Raw genomic sequence first — 19,635 nt, forward strand, 5'->3', positions numbered from 1 at the left:
TTCGATCCATCCAATTTCACTTTAGGCCACTTCGCGGAACAGGCGACCCCAGCCCTTGATCTCGCGGGTGTCGATGCCGGCCATGCGCAACTGCTTCCATACGACGGTGGACACCGTGTCGTAGAGGGGAATCCCGGTCTCGGCTTCCAGTTCCTCGGCGAGCTGGGCGGCGTGCAGGTTGGTGCAGAAGGTCGTGATCGCCTCGGGGCGCGACTGTGCGACCTGGCGGATCATGCCGCGCAGGGTGTCCTCCGTGACTTCGGCGAAGTCGAAATTCACGCTGATGCCGAGGTGCTGCTCGGCGGGGATGTCGACACCCAGCGTCGCGTAGTTGGCGACGATGCGCGCCTGCACGTCGGGCACGTAGGGCGTCGCGAGGCCGAGCGTCTTGGTGCCGGTCTTCGCGAGGATCTCGTTCAGTGCGAGCACCGAGGTCGTCGCGGGGATGCCGGTCACTTCGGTGATGCAGCGGCACAGCTGCACGTCGCGCTCGAAGCCGAGCCAGCCGGAGGAGGTGCCGCTCCAGCCGATCGAATCGACGTGCGCGTCGGCGAGCAGTTTTGCCGCTGCGAGGATCTTGGTGTCGTCGAACTGGCCGAGGGCCTGGTCCTTGAGCGAGATCTCGGTGACGGTGACGCGGGAGAAGTGCGCGGACACGCCGGGCACTTCGGCGACGATTGCGCTCGTTAGCGGTTCGAGGGAGGTGTTGGAGGAGGGCGTCAGCACGCCCAGGCGGATGCGTTTGCTCATGGGGATCCTCTGGCGTTGGAGTCTGGTCGGTCGAAAAAACGGGGCCCCGCGGCAGGGAGGGGGAGCCGCGGAGCCCCGGGGAGATCAGACCGGGATCTTCTTGTCGTAGTCGATCAGCATCGTAGAGCAGATGAACAGGCCTGCACCGGCGGCGGCGAACAGCATCAGCGCCATGTAGTACGAGCCGGTCGCCTGGACGATCAGGCCGACGAGGATGGGCACGCCGATGCCCGCGCAGTTGCCGCCGAGGTTCATCACGCCGCCGAGGAAGCCCACCCGGTTGCGCGTGCCGAGGATCGACGGGACGCACCAGAAGAGGCCGCACCAGCGCAGGAAGAACAGCGTGACCGACAGCAGCACGACGACGGTGACCGGGTCGGTGATCTGCGCGACGCTGTAGATCGAGACGGTCGCGAGGATCGACGCGATGCCGAACAGCGTGCGCAGCACCTTGCCCTGTGAGGCGCCCGTTTCCTTCCACTTGTCGGCGATCCAGCCGCCGATCAGTTCGCCGACGAAGCCGGCGAAGAACATGATGAACACGGCGCCGCCCATCTGCTTGATGTCGAAACCGTGCTGCTTCGACAGGTAGGTCGGCATCCAGGTGAGCAGGCCGTAGAACAGCGCGTTGAAGCACATCCAGCCGAAGAACATGCCCCACACCGAGCGGTAGCGGAAGAAGTCCATCAGCTTGCCGCTGGTCACGGACGGCTGCGCAGCGAGTTCCTTCGCGTGTGCCTCCTCGATGTATTCGGCTTCGGCGTCATTGACGCCCGCATGTTCGCGCGGGCGGTTGCGGATGTACGAATACGCCCAGAAACCCGCGATCAGCGTACCCACGCCGGCGATGATGAAGGCCGCGCGCCACGAACCCATCACCGCGATCAGGGCGGAGATCAGCATCGCGCCGAGCGCCGCGCCCAGCGGTGCGCCGCCGTCGAGGAGCGTCGCGCCGCGGCCGCGCTCGTTCTGCGTCATCCAGATGGCGTTGAGCTTGCCGCCCGCGGGGTAGATCGGAGCTTCCGCCGCGCCGAGGCCGAGGCGCGTGATGAGCAGGCTCACCCAGCCCGTACACACGCCTGCGATCGCCTGGAAGAAGCCCCAGCCGAGCGTGGCGCCGGCGATGACATGGCGCGGGCCGTACTTGTCCGCGAGCATGCCGCCCGGGATCTGCATGAAGGCGTAGGTCCAGAAGAACGAACTCAGCAGCAGACCCTGGGCGGCGGGGCCGATGTCGAACTCCTTCGCGATCATCGGCATCGCGACGGATAGCGAGGCGCGGTCGATGTAGTTGATCGAGATGAGGAACAACATCATCAGGAAGATCCGCCAGCGGACCTTCGTCTGCGTCTCCGGTATCGCTGCTGCCCGCTCCAGGGCGATTTCAGCTTTCATGTGGTGTCTCCTTTCCACAGCTTTTATGTGTCGTGGCCATTCCGGACCGGCCATGCCGCCGGGCCGACGCCTCCTTTACCGCGTGTTGCTCGCTTTCGACGCCGGGTCCCGGGGTGCGGGCCTTGCGTCCTTTCTTGCTTTTCTTTTTCGCTGTCGATTGCGGACCGGGTTTGTCGACCGGGTGGATCGCCGACCGGAAAGACGTTCGACAGCGGTGTGCGAGTCAATATAGGTGTGGCGCCGACATGAAGTCAATAAATTGTCGACAAAAAAGTTTAAAGTTGGCTGACAATAAACGCAGACCCGATTGAGAGAGTTTCATGAGGCCACGACAATCAGTTCAGGATAGTCCGCGCGCGTGCGAGAGCGGGCAGGATAGTCCGGAGCCCACGGTGCTGCGCATGGCGCCAGTGCGCAGGGCGCGCGCAACGGCGGGCGCCGATCCGGACGCCATCTACCGCCGCATTCTTGCCGCGATCATCGAGCACCGCCTGGCGCCCGGCCGCAAGCTGGTCGAGGAACGGCTTGCGGCGGTGTTCGGCGCCAGCCGCGCGATGATCCGGCAGGTGCTCACGCGGCTGTCGCACGAGATGGTGGTCACGCTGGTGCCGAATCGCGGCGCCTTCGTCGCCGAGCCCACCGTGGAGGAGGCGCGCGAGGTGTTCGAGGCACGCCGGCCGGCTCATTGAACCGGCGCTTGCCCGCAAGCTCGCGGCGTCGGCGACGTCGGCGCAACTCGCGCGCCTGCGCCAACTCGTGGTCGCGGAGGAAAGGGCGCGCGCCGCGCGGGACCGGCCGCAGGTGGTGAAGCTGTCGGGCGAGTTCCACCTCGAGATCGCGGAGATGGCCGGGAATGCGATTCTCGCGCGCCAGATGCACGAACTGGCGTCACTCACCTGCCTCATCATCTTCCTGTACGACTCGCCGGCCGGGCGCGCATGCCCGGACGACGAGCATCGCCGGCTGCTGGAAGCGTTCGCGAAGCGCGACGGGGAGACCGCGGCGGCGCTGATGCTGCATCACCTGGACCACGTCGAGCAGTCGCTCGACATCAGCCTGTCGGCGCAGGAAGACGACGATCTGGAGCGGATCTTCTCCTGAGGCCGCTGGGCGTTCAGCCGGCGAGCGCGGCTTCGAGGTCGAGTTCTTCGGGACGCCCGCGCGAAAGGTCGAGGCAGGCTTCCACGTGCTCGAGGTGCTCGGTCATCAGGCGGATCGCGGTGGCTTCATCGCGATCGGCCAGCGCCTGCGTGATCTCGGAATGCTCCTGGTCGCGGCAGGCGGGCACCGAAGGGGCGTCGTACAGGAAGATGATGAGGCAGGTGAGTGACGCCAGTTCGTGCATCAGGCGCGCGGCCAGCGCGCTGCCGGAGAGTTCCGCGAGCAGGATGTGGTATTCGCCGGAGAGGCGGATGATCGCGCGGCGGTCGCGTGCGGCGCGGGCGGCTTCCTCGGCTTCGACGTGGGCGCGCAGGCGCGCGATGATCGCCGGATCCTTCTTCGCGATGATGCGCCGCACGACGAGGGCTTCGAGGGGGCGGCGCACCTCGAACACCTCGCGCGCCTCCTCCACGGTGGGCTCGGCGACGAAGGCGCCGCGGTTGGGATGCAGCACGACCACGCGTTCGAGCGCGAGCCGCGCGAGCACCTGGCGCACGCGCGCGCGGCTCGCGCCGAAGATCTTCGCCAGCTTGTCCTCGCCGAGCTTGGTGCCCGGCGGCAGCCGGTGTTCCATGATCGACGTGATGATCCGCTCGTAGATTTCCAGGTCCGACGCGCCGCCTTCGCCCTCGTTGACCGGCCGCTCGTCCTGCAAGGGGGCCGGCGACGATGCGCGGACGCCGCGCCGTTTGACCGTCTTCGTCTGCATCCTGTCGTTCTGCACCAGAGGGGGCCCGCAAGATCGGGCCGGAACCTGAATTTTACGATTCGCGCCGACGCAGCCGCAAGAAAGGGGCGCGTGGTGTCGGCATTTGCCGCGTGATCGGCAATCGAGCCGGGACGCCGTTGCCGATCTTCGCAAGGCGGGTCTGTTGTCTCCGGGCGTGAAGATTGTGCATGGGCGGTTCTTGCATGTCGAAAAAAATATCGATAAATTGTCGACAAAACGAATGTTTATATTGGACAGACGTGGCGCCAGCGAGAGCGGCGTTCAAGCCCGTCGGCCAGGACCCATAAAAGGATGGAGACGACAATGCACAGCTTCGACCTGGTGGTGCGCAGCGCCCACGTTGTGACGGCAGCCGACGAGTTCGACTGCGACATCGGGATCCGCGACGGCGTGATCGCCGCGCTGGGGAGGGATCTGCCTGCCGGCCGGCAGGAGATCGACGCCGCCGGCCGCTACGTGATGCCGGGGGGCATCGACGGCCACTGCCACCTCGACCAGCCGATGAGCGACGGTACGAAGATGGCCGACGACTTTCACTCGGGCACGCTGTCGGCCGCGTGCGGCGGCACGACGACGGTGGTGCCCTTCGCGTGCCAGTTCAAGGGGCAGTCGCTGCGCGCGGCGGTGGACGACTACCACGCGCGCGCCGGCGGCAAGGCCGTCATCGATTACGCCTTCCATCTCATCGTGAGCGACCCGACACCGGACGTGCTGCAGCGCGAACTCCCCGAGCTGATCAAGGAAGGCTACACGTCGTTCAAGATCTACATGACCTACGACGACCTCAAGCTCAACGACCGCCAGATCCTCGAGACGCTCGCGGTGGCGCGCCGCGAGGGCGCGCTGGTGATGATCCACGCCGAGAACACCGACTGCATCGCGTGGCTCACGGAGCAGCTGCTCGCCGCCGGCCACACGGCGCCGCGCTTCCACGCGGCCTCGCGGCCGATGCTGGTGGAGCGCGAGGCGACGCACCGCGCGATCGCGCTGTCGGAGCTGGTCGATGTGCCGATCCTCATCGTGCACGTCTCGGGCCGCGAGGCCGTGGAGCAGATCCGCTGGGCGCAGGGCCGCGGCCTGCAAGTGTATGGCGAGACCTGCCCGCAGTACCTGTTCCTGACCAGCGAGCATCTCGAAGGCGAGGATCTGCACGGCGCGAAATGCGTGTGCAGCCCGCCGCCGCGTGACAAGGCGAACCAGAAGGCGGTGTGGGACGGGCTGGAGAACGGCGTGTTCCAGGTCTTCTCGTCGGACCACGCGCCGTTCCGCTTCGACGACCCGCAGGGGAAGAAGGCCGCGGGCGAGGACGCCTCCTTCGACCAGATCCCGAACGGCATCCCCGGGCTGGAGACGCGCATGGCGCTGCTGTTTTCGGAAGGCGTGCTCACCGGCCGCATCGACCCGCAGAGCTTCGTCGCGCTCACTTCGACCAACGTCGCGCGGCTCTACGGCCTGTACCCGCGCAAGGGCAGCATCGCGGTCGGCTGCGACGCGGACATCGTGATCTGGGATACCGATATCGACGTGACGATCCGCAACGAGAGGCTGCACCACAACGTCGACTACACGCCCTACGAGGGCATGCACCTGAAGGCCTGGCCGAGTGTGACGATCTCGCGCGGCGAAGTGGTGTGGGCGAACGGCCAGGCGCAGGCGCAAAAAGGCCGCGGGCGCTTCCTCGAATGCGCGAAGCCGCTGCCGGCACGCCCGAAGAGCGAGCGCAAGCTGGTGCGGGAAGGCTAGGGCACACGGCAGCGGTCCGTATCATGATGGACGGCTAGCCTGCGAAGTCCGCCTCCGGTATCGTGGGGCGGACTTCTTGCTTTGGAACCGGGCGCCCGATGCCGATGCGCAAACTCTACCGGGGCCGCGATCCGCGTCGCGCCCAGAACATTGCCGAACTGCGTGCGATGGCCGCCGCGCGCATCCCCAACTTCTGCTTCGAATATCTCGAAGGCGGCGCCGACGACGAGGTGACGCTGCGGCAGAACCGCGCGAGCCTCGACGCGATCACCTTCCAGCCGCGCACGCTGGTCGACGTCTCCGAACGCGACCTCGGCTGCGAGCTGTTCGGCGAGCGCATCGCGATGCCGGCGATCATCGCGCCGACCGGCTTCAACGGCCTGCTGTCGCACGAGGGCGACCTGATGCTCGCCGAGGTCGCGCGCGAGGCCGGTATCCCGATGTGCCAGAGCATGGTGTCGACGGTGTCGCTGGAGCGTATCGTCGCGACCGGCGTGCGCCACTGGATGCAGATCTATCCGTTCAAGGACCGCGAGAACCTCGCCGGCGTCGTGAAGCGCGCGGAGGAGGCGGGCTCCGAGGCGATCGTCCTGACGACCGACGTGGCGGCCTTCGGCAACCGCGAATGGGACCGGCGCAACTACCGCGCGCCGATGAAGCTCAATCTCGACAACACGTTCGATGTCGCGACGCGCTGGCGCTGGCTCTTCGACGTGTTGATCCCGCACGGCATGCCGCGTTTCCGCAACCTGGGCGACTTTCTGCCGCCGGGGCAGGACAGCGCGCGCAACGCGGCGACCTTCCTGGCGAGCCAGATGGACCCGTCGCTGAACTGGGACGACGTCGCGTGGCTGCGCGACCTCTGGCCGCGAAAGCTGATCGTGAAGGGCATCCTGCGCCCGGATGACGCGGAGCGCGCGAAACTGCTCGGTGTGGACGGACTGGTCATCACCAACCACGGCGGCCGGCAGCTCGACACCTGCGTCGCGCCGATCGACGTGCTGCCGGAGATCCGCGCGGCGGTCGGGGCGGACATGACGCTGATCATCGACAGCGGCCTGCGCCGCGGCAGCGACTTCGTGAAGGCGCGCGCGCTGGGGGCCGACGCGTCGATGTCCGGGCGCGCGACGCTGTACGGCCTCGCGGCAGCCGGCAAGCCCGGCGTCACGCGGGCGCTGGAGATCCTGCGTTCGGAGATCGACCGGACGCTCGCGCTGCTCGGCTGCCCGCTGCTGACGCGGCTCGGGCCCGATTGCATACGCCAGCCGCTGCGCTGAGCGGATCCCCTCGGGGGCGCACGCGGCGCCCCGCAACTTATTGGCGTCGCGCGCGCGCTGAGCGCTTACACTCTCGCCCTTGGCGGATTTTTCCGGCGTCTGCCGTGGCCCTCGTGCCCCCTCCGTGCCGCGGCCGTTGCGCGAATGCGCGCCCCTCTTCGATCCATTTTTCCCGCCGTTTCTGAAAGGTATTCGATGCACCCGCTTCACGATATTGACGCACTCCTGTTGCTCGCCCTGGCGCTCGCTTCGAAGCGGCGCCCGGCCGAGCTTGTCGAGGCCATCGCGGCAGTCGATCTGCTGCAGGGGGCCATCCCGCCGGAGGCGAAGCTGGCCGATTCGTTCCAGCGCCTGTCGGCGAACGGCCTCATCTGCGTGGAGGAGGGGCGTTTCTCGCTGAATGCGGCGTCGCAGGCGATCGTCACCGGCTTGCCGAAGAAGGCGGATACGGCCGAGCGCATTTTCGAGGTCCGGCAGCGGCTCGGCGCGCATGTCGGGCAGGGCGAGCAGGCCGCGGCCGTGCCGACGGTCGAGCAACTGAACGCCGCAATCCTCGCACACCGCGCGTCGGGGCAAGGGGCGGGCAAGAACCTGCTGATGCCCAAGCCCAAGACCGCCGACACCGAAAAGAAGCGCGCGGGACACTGGCGCAAGCCCGCCGGCGCCGCGCGTCGGCGCAAGGGCTGAGGCGCAAGTGAGCATGAGCGAATCGATCCTGCCGCAGGCGGACTCGGCCACCCCCGACGCGCCGGGGGCCACCCCTGCCGCGCGCCCCTTCGGCGAGCTGCCGCTGTCGCCGGCGCTGCTGGCGACGCTGGAGCAGCTCGAATACCGGACGATGACGCCCATCCAGGCGGCCAGCCTGCCCCTGGCGCTCGCCGGGCACGACCTGATCGCGCAGGCCAGGACCGGTAGCGGCAAGACGGCGGCCTTCGCGCTGACGCTGCTCACCAACCTGAACCCGCGCCGCTTTGCGGTGCAGGCGATGGTGCTGTGTCCGACGCGCGAGCTGGCGGACCAGGTGACGCAGGAGATCCGCCGCCTGGCGCGATCGGCCGACAACATCAAGATCCTGTCGCTGTGCGGCGGCACGACGATGCGCCCGCAGCGGGCGAGCCTGGAGCACGGCGCGCACATCGTCGTCGGTACGCCGGGTCGCATCATGGACCACCTCGATCGTGGCAGCCTGAGGCTGGATGCGCTCAACACGCTGGTGCTCGACGAAGCCGACCGCATGCTCGACATGGGCTTCCACGACGACATCGCGTTCGTCGCCAGCCAGTGCCCGGTGCGGCGCCAGACCTTGCTGTTCTCCGCGACCTATCCCGAGGGGATCGAGCGGCTCGCGCAGCAGTTCCTGCGCAACCCGCAGCAGGTGAAGCTGACCGGGCAGCACGAGGGCAGCAAGATCCGCCAGCGCTTCTATGAGATCAAGCACGAGGAGCGTCTGCAGGCCGTCGGTACGCTGCTCAGGCACTACCGCCCGGTCAGCACGCTGGCGTTCTGCAACACCAAGCAGCAGTGCCGGGAACTGGTCGATGTTCTGCACAAGCAGGGCTTCCATGCGTTGACGCTGCACGGTGATCTCGAACAGCGCGAGCGCGACCAGGTGCTGATCCAGTTCGCCAACCGCAGCTGTTCCGTGCTGGTCGCGACCGACGTGGCAGCGCGCGGCCTCGACATCTCGCAACTCGAAGCGGTCATCAACGTCGACGTCACGCCCGATCCGGAAGTCCACATCCATCGCATCGGTCGTACCGGCCGTGCCGACGAGGACGGCTGGGCGCTGACGCTGTGCAGCCCAGCGGACAAGCGCCGCGTGGCCACCATCGCGCAGGTGACGGGCATCGAGCCGGAGTGGCATGGCCTGGGTTCCCTGCAGGGCGGGGACGAATCACCGCTGCTGCCGCCGATGGTGACCCTGCAGATCCTGGGCGGGCGCAAGGACAAGATCCGGCCCGGCGACGTGCTCGGCGCGCTGACCGGGGAGGCGGGCTTCACGCGCGAGCAGGTCGGCAAGATCACCGTGACCGACCAGACGACCTACGTCGCGGTCGTGCGCGAGATCGCTGGCGAAGCCGTGCGCAGGCTGTCCGCGGGCCGGCTCAAGGGCAAGCCGGTGAAGGTGCGCGCGCTCGCCGGCTGAATCGCCGCATCACGGCTTCGGCGTATCGGCGGCCGCGTGCCACAGCGGCCGGCCGGTGACGTCCAGATGGCAGAGGTAGGCGCGCAGGTCGAATTCCAGCTGGTGGTAGTCGGGCTCCATGTGCCGGCACAGCTGGTAGAAGGCCTTGTCGTGCTCGCGCTCGCGGATGTGGGCCAGTTCGTGCACGACGATCATGCGCAGGAACTCCGGCGGCATGTCGCGGAACACGGCCGCGACGCGAATCTCGCACTTTGCCTTGAGCTTGCCGCCCTGCACGCGTGACACGCGCGTGTGCGTGCCCAGCGCGTGCTGGATCACGTGCAGCTTGCTGTCGTACGCCACCTTGCTGAGTTGCCCGGCATTGCGCAGGAATTCGTCCTTGAGCGCCTGCACGTAGTCGTAGAGCGCCCGGTCGCTGCGCACCGCGTGCGTCTGCGGATATTTCTTCAGCAGCAGGTCGCCGAGCCGGTCCTCCTCGATCAGCTTGCGCACCTGGGCGGCGAGATCGGGTGGGTAGCCCGCGAGATAATCGGGTGCGGTTCGGGGATGCATGCGTGTCGGCGGGGCGCGAAGGGGCAATTGTACCGCTGCTGTGGCACCGGGATTCTTCGCGCTGCCGCAGGCCAAGAATGTTTCCGTTCGCCACAATTCTGTGACGACGGTGTGCAGGGATGCATGTATCCTTCTGCCCTCGACGCGGGATGCGGATCGCCTAGGCGTCCGACCGGGAAAAGCGGCGCATGGAGCCGTTCAACACCGGGTGCAGTCATACTGTGCGGTGCATCCGTGGATTCGAAGCCTGACCATGACCTCATTGACGAATTCTTCAGCCTGGCGCGCACTCGCCGCCCACCGTGACGAACTCGGCGAGCAGCACCTGCGCGAACTCTTCGCGGCGGACAGCGTCCGTTTCGATCGGTTCTCGCTGCGTGCCGCGGGCCTCTTCCTCGACTATTCGAAGAACCGCATCGTGCCGCGCACGCTGGAACTGCTCACCGCGCTCGCACGCGACCGCGGGCTGGAAGCCGAGCGCGCGGCGATGTTCGCCGGGCGTCGCATCAACACCACAGAAGGCCGCGCCGCGCTGCATGTCGCGCTGCGCAACCGCAGCGATACGCCGGTCGAGCTCGACGGTCAGGACGTGATGCCGGACGTGCGCGAGGTGCTCGGCCGCGTGGGCCGCTTCGCCGAAGCGGTGCGCAGCGGCGAGTGGCGCGGCTTCGCGGGCGGGACGATCACCGACGTCGTCAACATTGGCATCGGCGGCTCCGACCTCGGTCCGGCGATGGCCTGCCAGGCGCTCGCCGCCTGCGGGCACGAACGCCTGACGATGCACTTCGTGTCGAACATCGACGGCGACCACCTCGCCAGCGTGCTCGCGAAGGTCGATCCGGCGCGCACGTTGTTCATCATCGCGTCGAAGACCTTCACGACGATCGAGACGATGACCAACGCCGCGAGTGCGCGTGCGTGGTTCCTCGCCAACGGCGGCAGCGAGGCGGCGATTCCGCAGCACTTCGTCGCGGTGTCGACGAACGCCGAGCGCGTCGCCGCCTTCGGCATCGATCTCGCGAACATGTTCGGCTTCTGGGACTGGGTCGGCGGGCGCTACTCGATGTGGTCGGCGGTCGGCCTGCCGATCGCCCTCTACGTCGGGCGCGACAACTTCGAAGCGCTCCTCGACGGCGCGCACGCGATGGACCGCCACTTCGCCGAGGCCCCGCTCGAAGCCAACATGCCGGTCATCCTCGGCCTGCTGGGCGTGTGGTATCGCGCTTTCTTCGGTTCGACGAGCGTCTCGATCGCGCCGTATGCACAGGCCCTCGCGCGGCTGCCGGCCTACCTGCAGCAGCTCGAGATGGAGAGCAACGGCAAGTCGGTGACGCGCGACGGCAAGCCGGTCGACACCGTGACCTGCCCGGTGATCTGGGGCGAACCCGGCACCAACGGCCAGCACGCCTTCTTCCAGCTGCTGCACCAGGGCACGGACCTGATTCCGGTCGATTTCATCGCGCCGCTCAAGCCGAGCCACGATCTGGCCGAACACCACCGTCTGCTGCTGGCGAACTGCATCGCGCAGAGCAAGGCGCTGATGGTGGGCAAGACGGCCGACGAGGTGCGTGCCGAACTCGTCGCCGGTGGCATGACCGGCGACGCCCTCGAAGCGCTGGTCCCGCACCGCGTCTTCCCCGGCAACCGCCCGAGCAACACGCTGCTGCTGCCGGACCTCTCGCCGCGCGCGCTGGGTGCGCTGATCGCGCTCTACGAGCACAAGGTCTTCGTGCAGAGCGTGATCTGGGGCGTCAACGCCTTCGATCAGTGGGGCGTGGAGCTGGGCAAGCAGATCGCCACGCGCATCGCGGGCGAACTGGGCGGCGGTGCGGCCGGCGAGCACGATGCATCGACGAAAGGCCTGATCGCCGCCGTGCGCGCGGCGCACTGACGCTGCGCCTGCCGTCCGCCCGCGGGCGGGATCGCTCAGCGCGGCGCGGTGATCGCTCGACAGTGGAGAAAGTCCACCGCGTCGGCGAAAGCCTGAAGCATCGCGGGTGAAAAGGGATTGTGCCCGGCGTCGGGGACGATGCGCAGGCTGCTGCCCGGCACCGCGCGATGCAGGCGTTCCGCATTCTCGACTCGACAGACGCGATCCTGTTCGCCATGCAGGATCGCGACGGGAAGGGTGCCGAGCCGCGCGGCAAGTTCCAGCAGGCGGGTCTCTCCGAGGAAGCACTCGTGCCGCAGGTAATGCGCCTGCACGCGGTACTTGGCGAGCAGGGCGTCGCGCTCGCCGGCGTCTGCCCATTCCGGTGCGGGCGCGGCCGATCCGTCTGAGAGGGTCGTCTCCCATTGCACCCAGCGGCGTACCGCTTCGATAGCGATCGCGACGTCGCCGCCGAGCACGGCGTCGAACAGCCGATTGGGCAGTGCGCGCTCCCGGTCGCCGGGCGCGGCCTCGTCGAGCAGGTGCCAGCTTTCCGGGAACAGCGCTGCGGCCGAGACGAAGAACCACTCCAGGTCGGCGCGGCCGGTCAGGAAAACCCCGCGCAGGATCGCCCCTAGGCAGGCATCCCGATGCTGCGCAGCGTAGGCGATGGCGAGCGCCGCGCCCCATGAGCCGCCGACGACCAGCCAGCGCTCGATGCCCAGATGCAGCCGCAGCCGCTCGATGTCGGCGACGAGGTCCGCCGTCGTGTTGTGCGCGCATCCGCCGCGCGGCGTGCTGCGCCCGCAGCCGCGCTGGTCGAAGAGCACGATGCGGAAGCGTGCGGGATCGAACAGCTGCCGCATGCGCGGCGAGCAGCCGCTGCCCGGTCCGCCATGAAGGATCAACACCGGCAGGCCTTGCGGATTGCCGCATTGCTCGTGATGGAGCGCATGGCCGTTACCGGCCGCGAGCAAGCCGGATTGCCACGGCTCGATGGTGGGGAATGGCAACGGACAGGGGGTACTCGCGGGCGGCACGGTAACGGGCATGGGCGGAATACTAGCGGATCGTGTGTCGCGCTCCCATAGAAAGCGAATCAGCCCGTCTGCCGTATGGCAGACGGGCTGATTCGCCATATTCTCCCGGCGAACGCTCGGTTTCAGTTCGTCTGATGTTCGCGGTGGAGCACGCTATCGAGCCGCCAGATCTCGTTCCCCTTCATCATGATCTGTTTTCCGTCCTTGGTTTCCATCGCATGTCCCTCCTTCATGGAAACCACTTGGCCAACCTTGTTCTCCATGGCCATTTTGCCGTCCTTGAAGACGTATACGGTCGAGCCGTCCTTCAACTCATACGACTTTTCAACCTTGCCCTGATCAGCGGCAAACGCCGTGGTGGCGATCAGGATGGCGGCGGCAGCACTGGCAATTTTCATCAACATGATTGACTCCTATGAGATTTGACGCCGCAAGAATATGCGGTGTTGAGCGCTCATTCATGAGCGACCACGTGCTCATGTTAGGAGGTTTCACCAAACATCATGATGACTGCGACATTACGTTGTCGTCATTAAAATGTCAGATTCGACCGCCGCTTTCGGTGCATGACAACAATGTAATGTAGCCAGTTCGATCCTGAGGCGGTGGAGCTGTTCGTTTCCGAAGAGGAGCAATTGAGACGGATGGTTGCGTTGAAATGCAGTGGGACCCAGGTGGCGATGAGTTCGCTCTGAAAGGTTGTGCGCCAGACCACCCGGTTACGTGCTTGTAATGTCAAGGTCATCCTGTCGTCAGCGCCGCAGGCGCACGCTGCCAATGCCAGTGAGTGATCGGGCGCTGATAAAGGCGCTGCAATTTCCACCACCTCCGGAGGTCATCATGAAATCCAGGACTGCATTCACCCTCAGCGCCGCCTGTGTCGCGATCACAATGTCCTTTAGCGCGGGTGCCACATCTGACGCCACAGGCACCGCACAGTCAAATGCGCCGACCGCGGCAGCGGCGCCGACCGCGGCAGCGCCAGCGCAATCGTTTTTGCGGCACAGCCACGTGACGGAAAAGCTCGGCGTACCTGCCACGCAAACTGCGCCTTCGGGCGACAAGGCAAAGAAGGCGGATGTGCAGGACGGAGCCGCACAGAAGCGACATGATCATCAACGCGACATGAAATAGAGACCACATACTCATGCAAGACGCGCCGAATCTGGTTACGCGCGCGCACGGTGAAAGATGTGGCTGCCGTCTCCTTGCCGCCGCTGTTGGTTGTCCCGAGCACTCGGTCAACTACCGCTATTGCGCCCTCGTTCTCCGCAGGCACTGGCTCGTTGAATGTGATCACCAGTGTCTCGGCGCAGGCATCATTGGAGGAGTGGTTCCGGGAGCGTGGCATGACTTGGGGCCGATCGATCCCGTGAAGCTGATTCTTTTCAGCAACGCATAGCGCTGCTGCCGGTGCCTGTTTTTGGGACGCTGGCAGTGAATGCGCTTGGCCCGCTCCAGGGATCGCTGCAGAGCCAGAGGGCCGCCATGCATCTCATGAAAATCACTAGGTGAACTTCCCCAATTTTCCGATGTGCGATCGGGCGCTGCGGCGCATCCTGTGATCCGGCCGGGCAGTGATGTCGCGGCCAGACCCCAACAGACTACACAGGAGACACGTTCATGAAATGGGAAACCCCTTCGGCTTGCGATTTCCGCTTCGGCTTCGAAATCACGATGTACATCGCGACGCGTTGAGCGTCCGGCCGCGGCCTGCCCAAGCGGGCCGTGGCGTCTTGAGAGGAGGCGGGAGCGGTGAAAATCAGGGTGCTCGGTTCGGGGGCGGGGGGCGGATTCCCGCAATGGAACTGCAACTGCCGCAACTGCGACGGCCTGCGGCGGGGGACGGTACGTACCCACGCCCGTACGCAGTCGTCCATCGCGGTGAGCGGTGACGACGAGAACTGGGTGCTGTTCAACGCCTCGCCCGACGTGCTGCAGCAGATCCGCGCGTTTCCCGACCTGCAGCCGGCCCGCGCGTTGCGCGACACGGCGATCCGTGCGATCGTGCTGATCGACGCGCAGATCGACCACACGACGGGGCTGCTGATGCTGCGCGAGCACCGGTCCCCGCATCAGCTCTGGTGCACGGCCGAGGTGCGCGAGGACCTGTCGGCCGGCAATCCGCTCTTCGGCGTGCTCGGCCATTACTGCGGCATCGACTGGCACGAGCTGCCGCTCGCCGGACGCTTCGACATTGATGGGGTGCCGGGCGTGGCGTTCGAGGCGCTGCCGCTCACGAGCAACGCGCCGCCGTACTCGCCGCATCGCGACCAGCCGCGCCCGGGCGACAACATCGGCGTGACGCTGGTCGATGCGAAGAGCGGCCGCCGCGTGTTCTACGCGCCGGGCCTCGGCGAGATGGAAGAGCATGTGTGGGCGGCGATGCAGGCGGCCGATTGCGTGCTGGTCGACGGCACCTTGTGGACCGATGACGAGATGATCCGTCTCGGCGCCTCGTCGAAGACTTCGCGCGCGATGGGCCACCTGCCGCAGTCGGGCCCCGGCGGCATGCTCGAATGGCTCGATCGCCTGCCTGAACGCACGCGCAAGGTGCTGATCCACATCAACAACACGAACCCGATCCTCGACGAGGACAGTGCCGAGCGCGCGCAGCTTGCGGCGCACGGCATCGAGGTGGCTTACGACGGCATGGAGCTGTCGTTGTGAGCGCCGTCCGCGGATCGATTGCATTGGAAGGAGAGAGCGAGATGGATTTCGACGTAGCGATCGAGGATGCCGCCGCGCGGGTATGTGCGAACGACGCGCCGCCGCTGAGCCGCGAGGAGTTCGAGGCCCGCCTGCGCGGCAAGAGCGCAAGCTACCACATCCATCACCCCTTCCACGTGATGATGGCCGAAGGGAAGCTCACGCGCGTGCAGCTGCAGGGCTGGGTCGCCAACCGCTTCTACTACCAGATCGCGATTCCGGTGAAGGACGCCGCGATCATGTCGAACTGCCCGGATCGCGAGATCCGCCGCGAGTGGATCCAGCGCATGCTCGATCATGACGGGTATGCTCAGTTGGGTGAGGGCGGCGGGGTGAAGGATCCCGGTGGGATCGAGGCGTGGATCCGCTTGGGGGAGGCCGTGGGCCTCACGCGTGACGACGTCACCTCGCTGCGCCATGTCGTGCCGGCGGCGCGTTTCGCCGTCGACGCCTACGTCAATTTCGCGCGCCAGCGCCCGTGGCAGGAGGCGATCGCGTCCAGCCTGACCGAACTCTTCGCGCCGCACATCCACCAGCAGCGCATCGACACCTGGCCAGAAATGTACCCGTGGGTCGATCCCGAAGGGCTGCAGTATTTCCGCAACCGCCTCACGCAGGCGCGGCGCGACGTCGCCCACGGCCTGCGCTTCACGCTCGACTACTTCAGCCGCAGCCGCGCGCTGCAGGAGCGGGCGCTGGAGATCCTGCAGTTCAAGCTCGACGTGCTGTGGGCACTCGCCGACGCGATCATGCTGAGCCAGTGCGAAATGGAAATCCGGGGGCCGAAGACATGACCGCGCCGGTCGCCATGGATGCGTGCCCGCTCGTGTCGCGCCGTTTCCGCCTACAGTGGGAGGAGGCGCAGCAGGCGTGGGTGCTGCTCTATCCTGAAGGGATGGTGAAGCTCAACCAGAGCGCCGGCGAGATCATGCGGCGTTGCGACGGCAGCCGCACGGTGGCCGTGATCGTCGCGGAACTGGAGCAGGCCTTCGGTGCGAGCGGACTCGCGGATGACGTCGCGCAGTTCCTCGAGCTCGCGCGCGGCCAGCAGTGGATCGAAGGGTAGGGAGGGCACCATGTCCGCCACCGCCATTCCCGCGCAACCCGGCCCGCCGCTGTGGCTGCTCGCCGAACTCACCTACCGCTGCCCGCTGCACTGCGCGTTCTGCTACAACCCGGTCGATTTCACGTCGAGCGGGCCGGAGCTTTCCACCGAGGACTGGCTGCGCGTGCTGCGCGAGGCGCGCGCGGCGGGCAGCGTGCAATGCGGCTTCTCGGGCGGCGAGCCGATGCTGCGCGACGACCTCGAAGTGCTCGTCGCCGAGGCGCATCGTCTGGGCTTCTACACCAACCTCCTGACCTCCGGCGTCGGCCTCACGCCCGAGCGCGCCGCGGCGCTGAAGACGGCCGGCCTCGATCACATCCAGCTGTCGTTCCAGGACTCGACGCGCGAGCTCAACGACTTTCTGTCGCACACCCGCACCTTCGACCTCAAGCAGCGCGTCGCCACGCTGATCAAGGAGAATGGCTGGCCGATGGTGATGAACTGCGTGATCCATCGGCTGAACATCGAATACATCGACCGCATCATCGAGATGGCGGTCGAGCTGGGCGCGGAGTACCTCGAACTCGCGAACAGCCAGTACTACTCGTGGGCGCTGCTGAACCGCGACCAGTTGCTGCCCACGCGCGCGCAGATCGAGCGGGCCGAGCGCGTGACCAACGAATACCGGGAAAAGTACGGCGACCGCATCCGCATTTTCTTCGTCGTGCCCGATTACCATGAGAAGCGCCCGAAGAAGTGCATGAACGGCTGGGGCAACGTTTTCCTCACCGTCACGCCGGACGGCACCGCGCTGCCCTGTCACACGGCAAAGATGCTGCCGGGCCTCGCCTTCCCCAACGTGCGCGAGATGGGCGTGCGCGAGATCTGGTACACGGAAGGCTTCAACCGCTATCGCGGCGACGGCTGGATGAAGGAGTCCTGCCGCAGCTGCCCGGACAAGGAAAAGGACCTCGGCGGCTGCCGCTGCCAGGCCTACATGCTTGCGGGCGATCCGGCCGAAGCCGATCCGGTGTGCGACCGGTCGCCGGCGCATCATGTCGTGGTCGAGGCGCTGGCGCGGGCGGAAGCAGGCAAGGGACGGGAGGTGCCGCTGGTGTTCCGCGATCCGGTGGCGTCGCGGCGGCTTGCCGGCTGACCGCCGGAAGCATCCCGCGAGGCCGGAGCCGGCGATATCAGCGGCGATAGCGCCAGCTGCGGCTGTCGTCGTCCCAGTAGCGATAACCGTCGCCGTAGCCGCGGTTGCCCCAGTAGCGGTGATGGTGGCCATAGCCGCCATGGTCGTCGTAATCCAGCGGCAGGATGATACAGCCGCCGAGCAGGCCGGCCACGAGGGACGTGGCGAGGAGCTTGGTGAATGTGCGAGCCATGATTGACCTCCTTGTCAGTGGTCAACGTCCCGCCGGCGGTGGCCGTGCACTGCCGGTCATGACTCGTTTGTAAGACTGTGTATGCGAAGTGCCATGCAAGCACGGCACTTCGGTCATGCGCTCATGCCGCGAGCAGCGGCTCCAGGTAGTCGGGCTTCGGTCCGGCGGGCACGATTCCCGTCGGATTGAGCGCCTTGATGGAATAGTAGCCGGCCTTGATATGGTCGGGGCGAACGCTCGCTGCGAAGGCCGGGATCGCCAGCAGGCGCACGAGGTAGGCGAGTACCGCGGGGTAGGCGGAGAGCGGCCGCAGGTTGCACTTGAACAGGCTGTAGTAGGCCAGCTCGAAGCGCACCAGTGTGACGAAGGCGCGGATGTCGCTCTCGGTCAGCCGGTCGCCTGCGAGCCAGTCGGCACGTGCGAGCCGCTCCTCCATCCAGTCCAGCGTCCCGAAAACCTCCGCGACCGCTTCCTCGTAGGCCTTCTGGGTACCTGCGAAGCCGGCCCGATACACGCCGTTGTTGAATCCCGCGTACAGGCGCTCGTTGACGGCGTCGATCTCCGCTTCCAGCCCGGCCGGGCGCAGGTCGACGTCCTGCGTGGCGAGCGCGGCGAAGTCCTTGTCGAGGATGCGGACGATGTCCGACGACTCGTTATTGACGATCGTGCGCGTCTTCTTGTCCCACAGCACCGGCACCGTCGCGCGGCCGGTGTGCGTCGGGTCGGCCAGGGTATAGATCTCATGCATGTAGCTCGCGCCATTGACGCGGTCGAAGTCGGTGCCGTCGCGGCCGGTGAAAGCCCAGCCCTGGTCACCCAGGCGCGGGTCGACCGCGCACACGTCGATCACGTGTTCGAGGCCCTTCAGGCGCAGCGCGATCAGCGTCCTGCACGCCCACGGGCAGATGTAGGCGACGTAGAGCTGGTAGCGACCCGCTTCCGGCGAAAAGCCTTTCGCGCTGTCCGCGCCGATCCGGTCGCGAAACCCGGAGTGCTGGCGGATGAAGCGCCCGTCGGCGTCGCTCTTCTGCACCGGCTGCCAGTTTTCCGCCCATTGTCCGTTTACAAGCATGTTTTCCTCTCTCTGTTCGGGGTTCGACCCTCGTTGGTGGGGAGAAGGTATTGGACCCGTGGCGGAAGATATAGGACCCCCGCCGGGCATTACTGTTGCCATAAGCGGAACAGCGCGTGGTTCTTTGTGTGGGGCCCGATGCGTGGCGGCCGGACTTATTGTTGCTGGTTGTGGAACATATCATGTCAATTTGCGCTGTTTTCCGGCGTTTTCTCGCCCGGTACAGTTTGGGTTGTGGTCAGCACGCATTTCAAAAAAGGCGGACGGCCCCCACCCAATCAATGGAGAAATAAAATGAGCAACGGACTCGTGAATCGCCTTCTCGCTACCAACGCCGGCTGGGGGGCGCTGGCGCTGCGCCTCCCGGTGGGCATCATCTTTGCCGCGCATGGCGCGCAGAAGCTCTTTGGCTGGTTCGGCGGCTACGGCCTCGAAGGGACGGGGAAGTGGATGGCGTCGATCGGTCTCGAGCCGGGTTACCTGATGGCGCTGCTGGGCGGCGGCGCGGAATTTTTCGGTGGCCTCGCGCTGATCATCGGCCTGCTCGTGCGTCCGGCATCGGCGGTGCTGGCCTTTGCGATGTTGGTGGCGATCTTCAGCGTGCACGCGGCCAACGGTCTGTTCATGAAGAACAACGGCTACGAGTACGGGTTGGCGCTGCTGGCAGTCGCCATCTCGCTGCTGTTCAGCGGTGCGGGCAAGGCCTCGCTGGACGCCGTGCTGGCGCCCGCGGGCGGCAAGCGTTAATCGAAACCGG

At 66.6% G+C, this 19,635-nt stretch carries 22 protein-coding genes; 14 read left to right on the forward strand and 8 right to left on the reverse strand.

Annotated features, from left to right (window positions below; translation table 11 throughout):
* Positions 1-21: 21 nt before the first annotated feature.
* On the reverse strand, positions 22-750 hold the full coding sequence (locus CDA09_RS08645) for a maleate cis-trans isomerase family protein (protein ID WP_121428249.1): 729 nt from the start codon (positions 748-750) through the stop codon (positions 22-24).
* 84 nt (positions 751-834) lie between these two features.
* Complete coding sequence (locus CDA09_RS08650; RefSeq protein ID WP_121428250.1) at positions 835-2,145, reverse strand: MFS transporter; 1,311 nt, start codon at positions 2,143-2,145, stop codon at positions 835-837.
* 401 nt (positions 2,146-2,546) lie between these two features.
* Here CDA09_RS08650 and CDA09_RS23615 point away from each other — a divergent pair, with 401 nt between their 5' ends.
* Positions 2,547-2,834: a GntR family transcriptional regulator gene (locus CDA09_RS23615; RefSeq protein WP_286164432.1), complete on the forward strand. Its 288-nt coding sequence runs from the start codon at positions 2,547-2,549 to the stop codon at positions 2,832-2,834.
* Positions 2,830-3,246 carry a GntR family transcriptional regulator gene (locus CDA09_RS23620; protein WP_286164487.1) on the forward strand — a complete coding sequence of 139 codons (417 nt, stop codon included), beginning with the start codon at positions 2,830-2,832 and terminating at the stop codon, positions 3,244-3,246. Before CDA09_RS23615 ends, CDA09_RS23620 begins: the two co-directional genes overlap by 5 nt.
* A gap of 13 nt (positions 3,247-3,259) precedes the next feature.
* Here CDA09_RS23620 and CDA09_RS08660 read toward each other — a convergent pair whose 3' ends face one another.
* Positions 3,260-4,015: a GntR family transcriptional regulator gene (locus tag CDA09_RS08660; protein ID WP_121428251.1), complete on the reverse strand. Its 756-nt coding sequence runs from the start codon at positions 4,013-4,015 to the stop codon at positions 3,260-3,262.
* 324 nt (positions 4,016-4,339) lie between these two features.
* Here CDA09_RS08660 and hydA point away from each other — a divergent pair, with 324 nt between their 5' ends.
* The 4 genes from hydA to dbpA all read left to right on the forward strand — a co-directional run bounded on the left by hydA (position 4,340) and on the right by dbpA (position 9,202).
* Entirely contained in the window at positions 4,340-5,779 is a 1,440-nt protein-coding gene (hydA, locus tag CDA09_RS08665; protein WP_121428252.1) for a dihydropyrimidinase, read from the forward strand.
* Between the two features lie 98 nt (positions 5,780-5,877).
* Positions 5,878-7,056, forward strand: coding sequence for an alpha-hydroxy acid oxidase (locus CDA09_RS08670; RefSeq protein ID WP_174718422.1), 1,179 nt, complete (start codon positions 5,878-5,880; stop codon positions 7,054-7,056).
* A gap of 195 nt (positions 7,057-7,251) precedes the next feature.
* Positions 7,252-7,743, forward strand: coding sequence for a hypothetical protein (locus CDA09_RS08675; protein WP_121428253.1), 492 nt, complete (start codon positions 7,252-7,254; stop codon positions 7,741-7,743).
* 13 nt (positions 7,744-7,756) lie between these two features.
* Positions 7,757-9,202, forward strand: a complete 1,446-nt coding sequence (dbpA, locus tag CDA09_RS08680; RefSeq protein WP_174718423.1) for an ATP-dependent RNA helicase DbpA — start codon at positions 7,757-7,759, stop codon at positions 9,200-9,202.
* A 9-nt stretch (positions 9,203-9,211) separates the two neighbouring features.
* Here dbpA and CDA09_RS08685 read toward each other — a convergent pair whose 3' ends face one another.
* Positions 9,212-9,754, reverse strand: a complete 543-nt coding sequence (locus CDA09_RS08685; protein WP_121428254.1) for a M48 metallopeptidase family protein — start codon at positions 9,752-9,754, stop codon at positions 9,212-9,214.
* 253 nt (positions 9,755-10,007) lie between these two features.
* Between CDA09_RS08685 and pgi the strand changes: the two genes are divergently transcribed.
* Positions 10,008-11,645 (forward strand): glucose-6-phosphate isomerase, encoded by a 1,638-nt coding sequence (pgi, locus tag CDA09_RS08690; protein WP_121428255.1) that lies wholly within the window; start codon positions 10,008-10,010, stop codon positions 11,643-11,645.
* Positions 11,646-11,680: 35 nt separating this feature from the next.
* Here the strand turns inward: pgi and pip are convergent, their stop codons facing one another.
* Positions 11,681-12,763, reverse strand: a complete 1,083-nt coding sequence (gene pip / locus CDA09_RS08695) for a prolyl aminopeptidase (protein ID WP_286164433.1) — start codon at positions 12,761-12,763, stop codon at positions 11,681-11,683.
* Between the two features lie 23 nt (positions 12,764-12,786).
* Positions 12,787-13,068: a periplasmic Cu(I)/Cu(II)-binding protein CopK gene (gene copK / locus CDA09_RS08700; RefSeq protein WP_121428257.1), complete on the reverse strand. Its 282-nt coding sequence runs from the start codon at positions 13,066-13,068 to the stop codon at positions 12,787-12,789.
* Positions 13,069-13,504: 436 nt separating this feature from the next.
* Here copK and CDA09_RS23140 point away from each other — a divergent pair, with 436 nt between their 5' ends.
* The 6 genes from CDA09_RS23140 to pqqE all read left to right on the forward strand — a co-directional run bounded on the left by CDA09_RS23140 (position 13,505) and on the right by pqqE (position 17,574).
* Positions 13,505-13,798 (forward strand): hypothetical protein, encoded by a 294-nt coding sequence (locus CDA09_RS23140; protein ID WP_128106545.1) that lies wholly within the window; start codon positions 13,505-13,507, stop codon positions 13,796-13,798.
* Between the two features lie 489 nt (positions 13,799-14,287).
* Complete coding sequence (pqqA, locus tag CDA09_RS08715; protein ID WP_076601006.1) at positions 14,288-14,362, forward strand: pyrroloquinoline quinone precursor peptide PqqA; 75 nt, start codon at positions 14,288-14,290, stop codon at positions 14,360-14,362.
* Positions 14,363-14,419: 57 nt separating this feature from the next.
* Positions 14,420-15,334 carry a pyrroloquinoline quinone biosynthesis protein PqqB gene (pqqB, locus tag CDA09_RS08720; protein ID WP_121428259.1) on the forward strand — a complete coding sequence of 305 codons (915 nt, stop codon included), beginning with the start codon at positions 14,420-14,422 and terminating at the stop codon, positions 15,332-15,334.
* A gap of 41 nt (positions 15,335-15,375) precedes the next feature.
* Positions 15,376-16,167, forward strand: a complete 792-nt coding sequence (gene pqqC / locus CDA09_RS08725; protein ID WP_121428260.1) for a pyrroloquinoline-quinone synthase PqqC — start codon at positions 15,376-15,378, stop codon at positions 16,165-16,167.
* Positions 16,164-16,439 (forward strand): pyrroloquinoline quinone biosynthesis peptide chaperone PqqD, encoded by a 276-nt coding sequence (gene pqqD, locus CDA09_RS08730; RefSeq protein ID WP_121428261.1) that lies wholly within the window; start codon positions 16,164-16,166, stop codon positions 16,437-16,439. Before pqqC ends, pqqD begins: the two co-directional genes overlap by 4 nt.
* A gap of 10 nt (positions 16,440-16,449) precedes the next feature.
* A complete protein-coding gene (gene pqqE, locus CDA09_RS08735) occupies positions 16,450-17,574 on the forward strand; it encodes a pyrroloquinoline quinone biosynthesis protein PqqE (protein ID WP_121428262.1) in 1,125 nt (374 codons plus the stop codon).
* A gap of 37 nt (positions 17,575-17,611) precedes the next feature.
* On the opposite strand, the gene CDA09_RS08740 is transcribed toward pqqE, so the two are convergent.
* Together CDA09_RS08740 and CDA09_RS08745 are read right to left on the reverse strand one after the other, a co-directional pair.
* Positions 17,612-17,806: a hypothetical protein gene (locus CDA09_RS08740; RefSeq protein WP_121428263.1), complete on the reverse strand. Its 195-nt coding sequence runs from the start codon at positions 17,804-17,806 to the stop codon at positions 17,612-17,614.
* A 121-nt stretch (positions 17,807-17,927) separates the two neighbouring features.
* Positions 17,928-18,878 (reverse strand): glutathione S-transferase family protein, encoded by a 951-nt coding sequence (locus CDA09_RS08745; protein ID WP_121428264.1) that lies wholly within the window; start codon positions 18,876-18,878, stop codon positions 17,928-17,930.
* A 294-nt stretch (positions 18,879-19,172) separates the two neighbouring features.
* Between CDA09_RS08745 and CDA09_RS08750 the strand changes: the two genes are divergently transcribed.
* Positions 19,173-19,625: a DoxX family protein gene (locus tag CDA09_RS08750; protein ID WP_121428265.1), complete on the forward strand. Its 453-nt coding sequence runs from the start codon at positions 19,173-19,175 to the stop codon at positions 19,623-19,625.
* Positions 19,626-19,635 lie beyond the last annotated feature (10 nt).

Source organism: Azoarcus sp. DN11 (genome assembly GCF_003628555.1).
Classification (GTDB): Bacteria; Pseudomonadota; Gammaproteobacteria; order Burkholderiales; family Rhodocyclaceae; genus Aromatoleum.

What these genes read in the sequence shown, in the direction of transcription:
- CDA09_RS08740 (WP_121428263.1), bottom strand. Translation starts at nt 17,806, where the DNA reads ATGGCTCGCACATTCACCAAGCTCCTCGCCACGTCCCTCGTGGCCGGC.
- CDA09_RS08745 (WP_121428264.1), bottom strand. Translation starts at nt 18,878, where the DNA reads ATGCTTGTAAACGGACAATGGGCGGAAAACTGGCAGCCGGTGCAGAAG.
- pgi (WP_121428255.1), top strand. Translation starts at nt 10,008, where the DNA reads ATGACCTCATTGACGAATTCTTCAGCCTGGCGCGCACTCGCCGCCCAC.
- CDA09_RS08650 (WP_121428250.1), bottom strand. Translation starts at nt 2,145, where the DNA reads ATGAAAGCTGAAATCGCCCTGGAGCGGGCAGCAGCGATACCGGAGACG.
- dbpA (WP_174718423.1), top strand. Translation starts at nt 7,757, where the DNA reads ATGAGCGAATCGATCCTGCCGCAGGCGGACTCGGCCACCCCCGACGCG.
- CDA09_RS08645 (WP_121428249.1), bottom strand. Translation starts at nt 750, where the DNA reads ATGAGCAAACGCATCCGCCTGGGCGTGCTGACGCCCTCCTCCAACACC.
- pqqC (WP_121428260.1), top strand. Translation starts at nt 15,376, where the DNA reads ATGGATTTCGACGTAGCGATCGAGGATGCCGCCGCGCGGGTATGTGCG.
- CDA09_RS08670 (WP_174718422.1), top strand. Translation starts at nt 5,878, where the DNA reads ATGCCGATGCGCAAACTCTACCGGGGCCGCGATCCGCGTCGCGCCCAG.
- CDA09_RS08685 (WP_121428254.1), bottom strand. Translation starts at nt 9,754, where the DNA reads ATGCATCCCCGAACCGCACCCGATTATCTCGCGGGCTACCCACCCGAT.
- hydA (WP_121428252.1), top strand. Translation starts at nt 4,340, where the DNA reads ATGCACAGCTTCGACCTGGTGGTGCGCAGCGCCCACGTTGTGACGGCA.
- pqqE (WP_121428262.1), top strand. Translation starts at nt 16,450, where the DNA reads ATGTCCGCCACCGCCATTCCCGCGCAACCCGGCCCGCCGCTGTGGCTG.
- copK (WP_121428257.1), bottom strand. Translation starts at nt 13,068, where the DNA reads ATGTTGATGAAAATTGCCAGTGCTGCCGCCGCCATCCTGATCGCCACC.
- CDA09_RS23140 (WP_128106545.1), top strand. Translation starts at nt 13,505, where the DNA reads ATGAAATCCAGGACTGCATTCACCCTCAGCGCCGCCTGTGTCGCGATC.
- CDA09_RS23615 (WP_286164432.1), top strand. Translation starts at nt 2,547, where the DNA reads ATGGCGCCAGTGCGCAGGGCGCGCGCAACGGCGGGCGCCGATCCGGAC.
- CDA09_RS08750 (WP_121428265.1), top strand. Translation starts at nt 19,173, where the DNA reads ATGAGCAACGGACTCGTGAATCGCCTTCTCGCTACCAACGCCGGCTGG.
- CDA09_RS08675 (WP_121428253.1), top strand. Translation starts at nt 7,252, where the DNA reads ATGCACCCGCTTCACGATATTGACGCACTCCTGTTGCTCGCCCTGGCG.
- pqqD (WP_121428261.1), top strand. Translation starts at nt 16,164, where the DNA reads ATGACCGCGCCGGTCGCCATGGATGCGTGCCCGCTCGTGTCGCGCCGT.
- pip (WP_286164433.1), bottom strand. Translation starts at nt 12,763, where the DNA reads ATGGCGAATCAGCCCGTCTGCCATACGGCAGACGGGCTGATTCGCTTT.
- CDA09_RS08660 (WP_121428251.1), bottom strand. Translation starts at nt 4,015, where the DNA reads ATGCAGACGAAGACGGTCAAACGGCGCGGCGTCCGCGCATCGTCGCCG.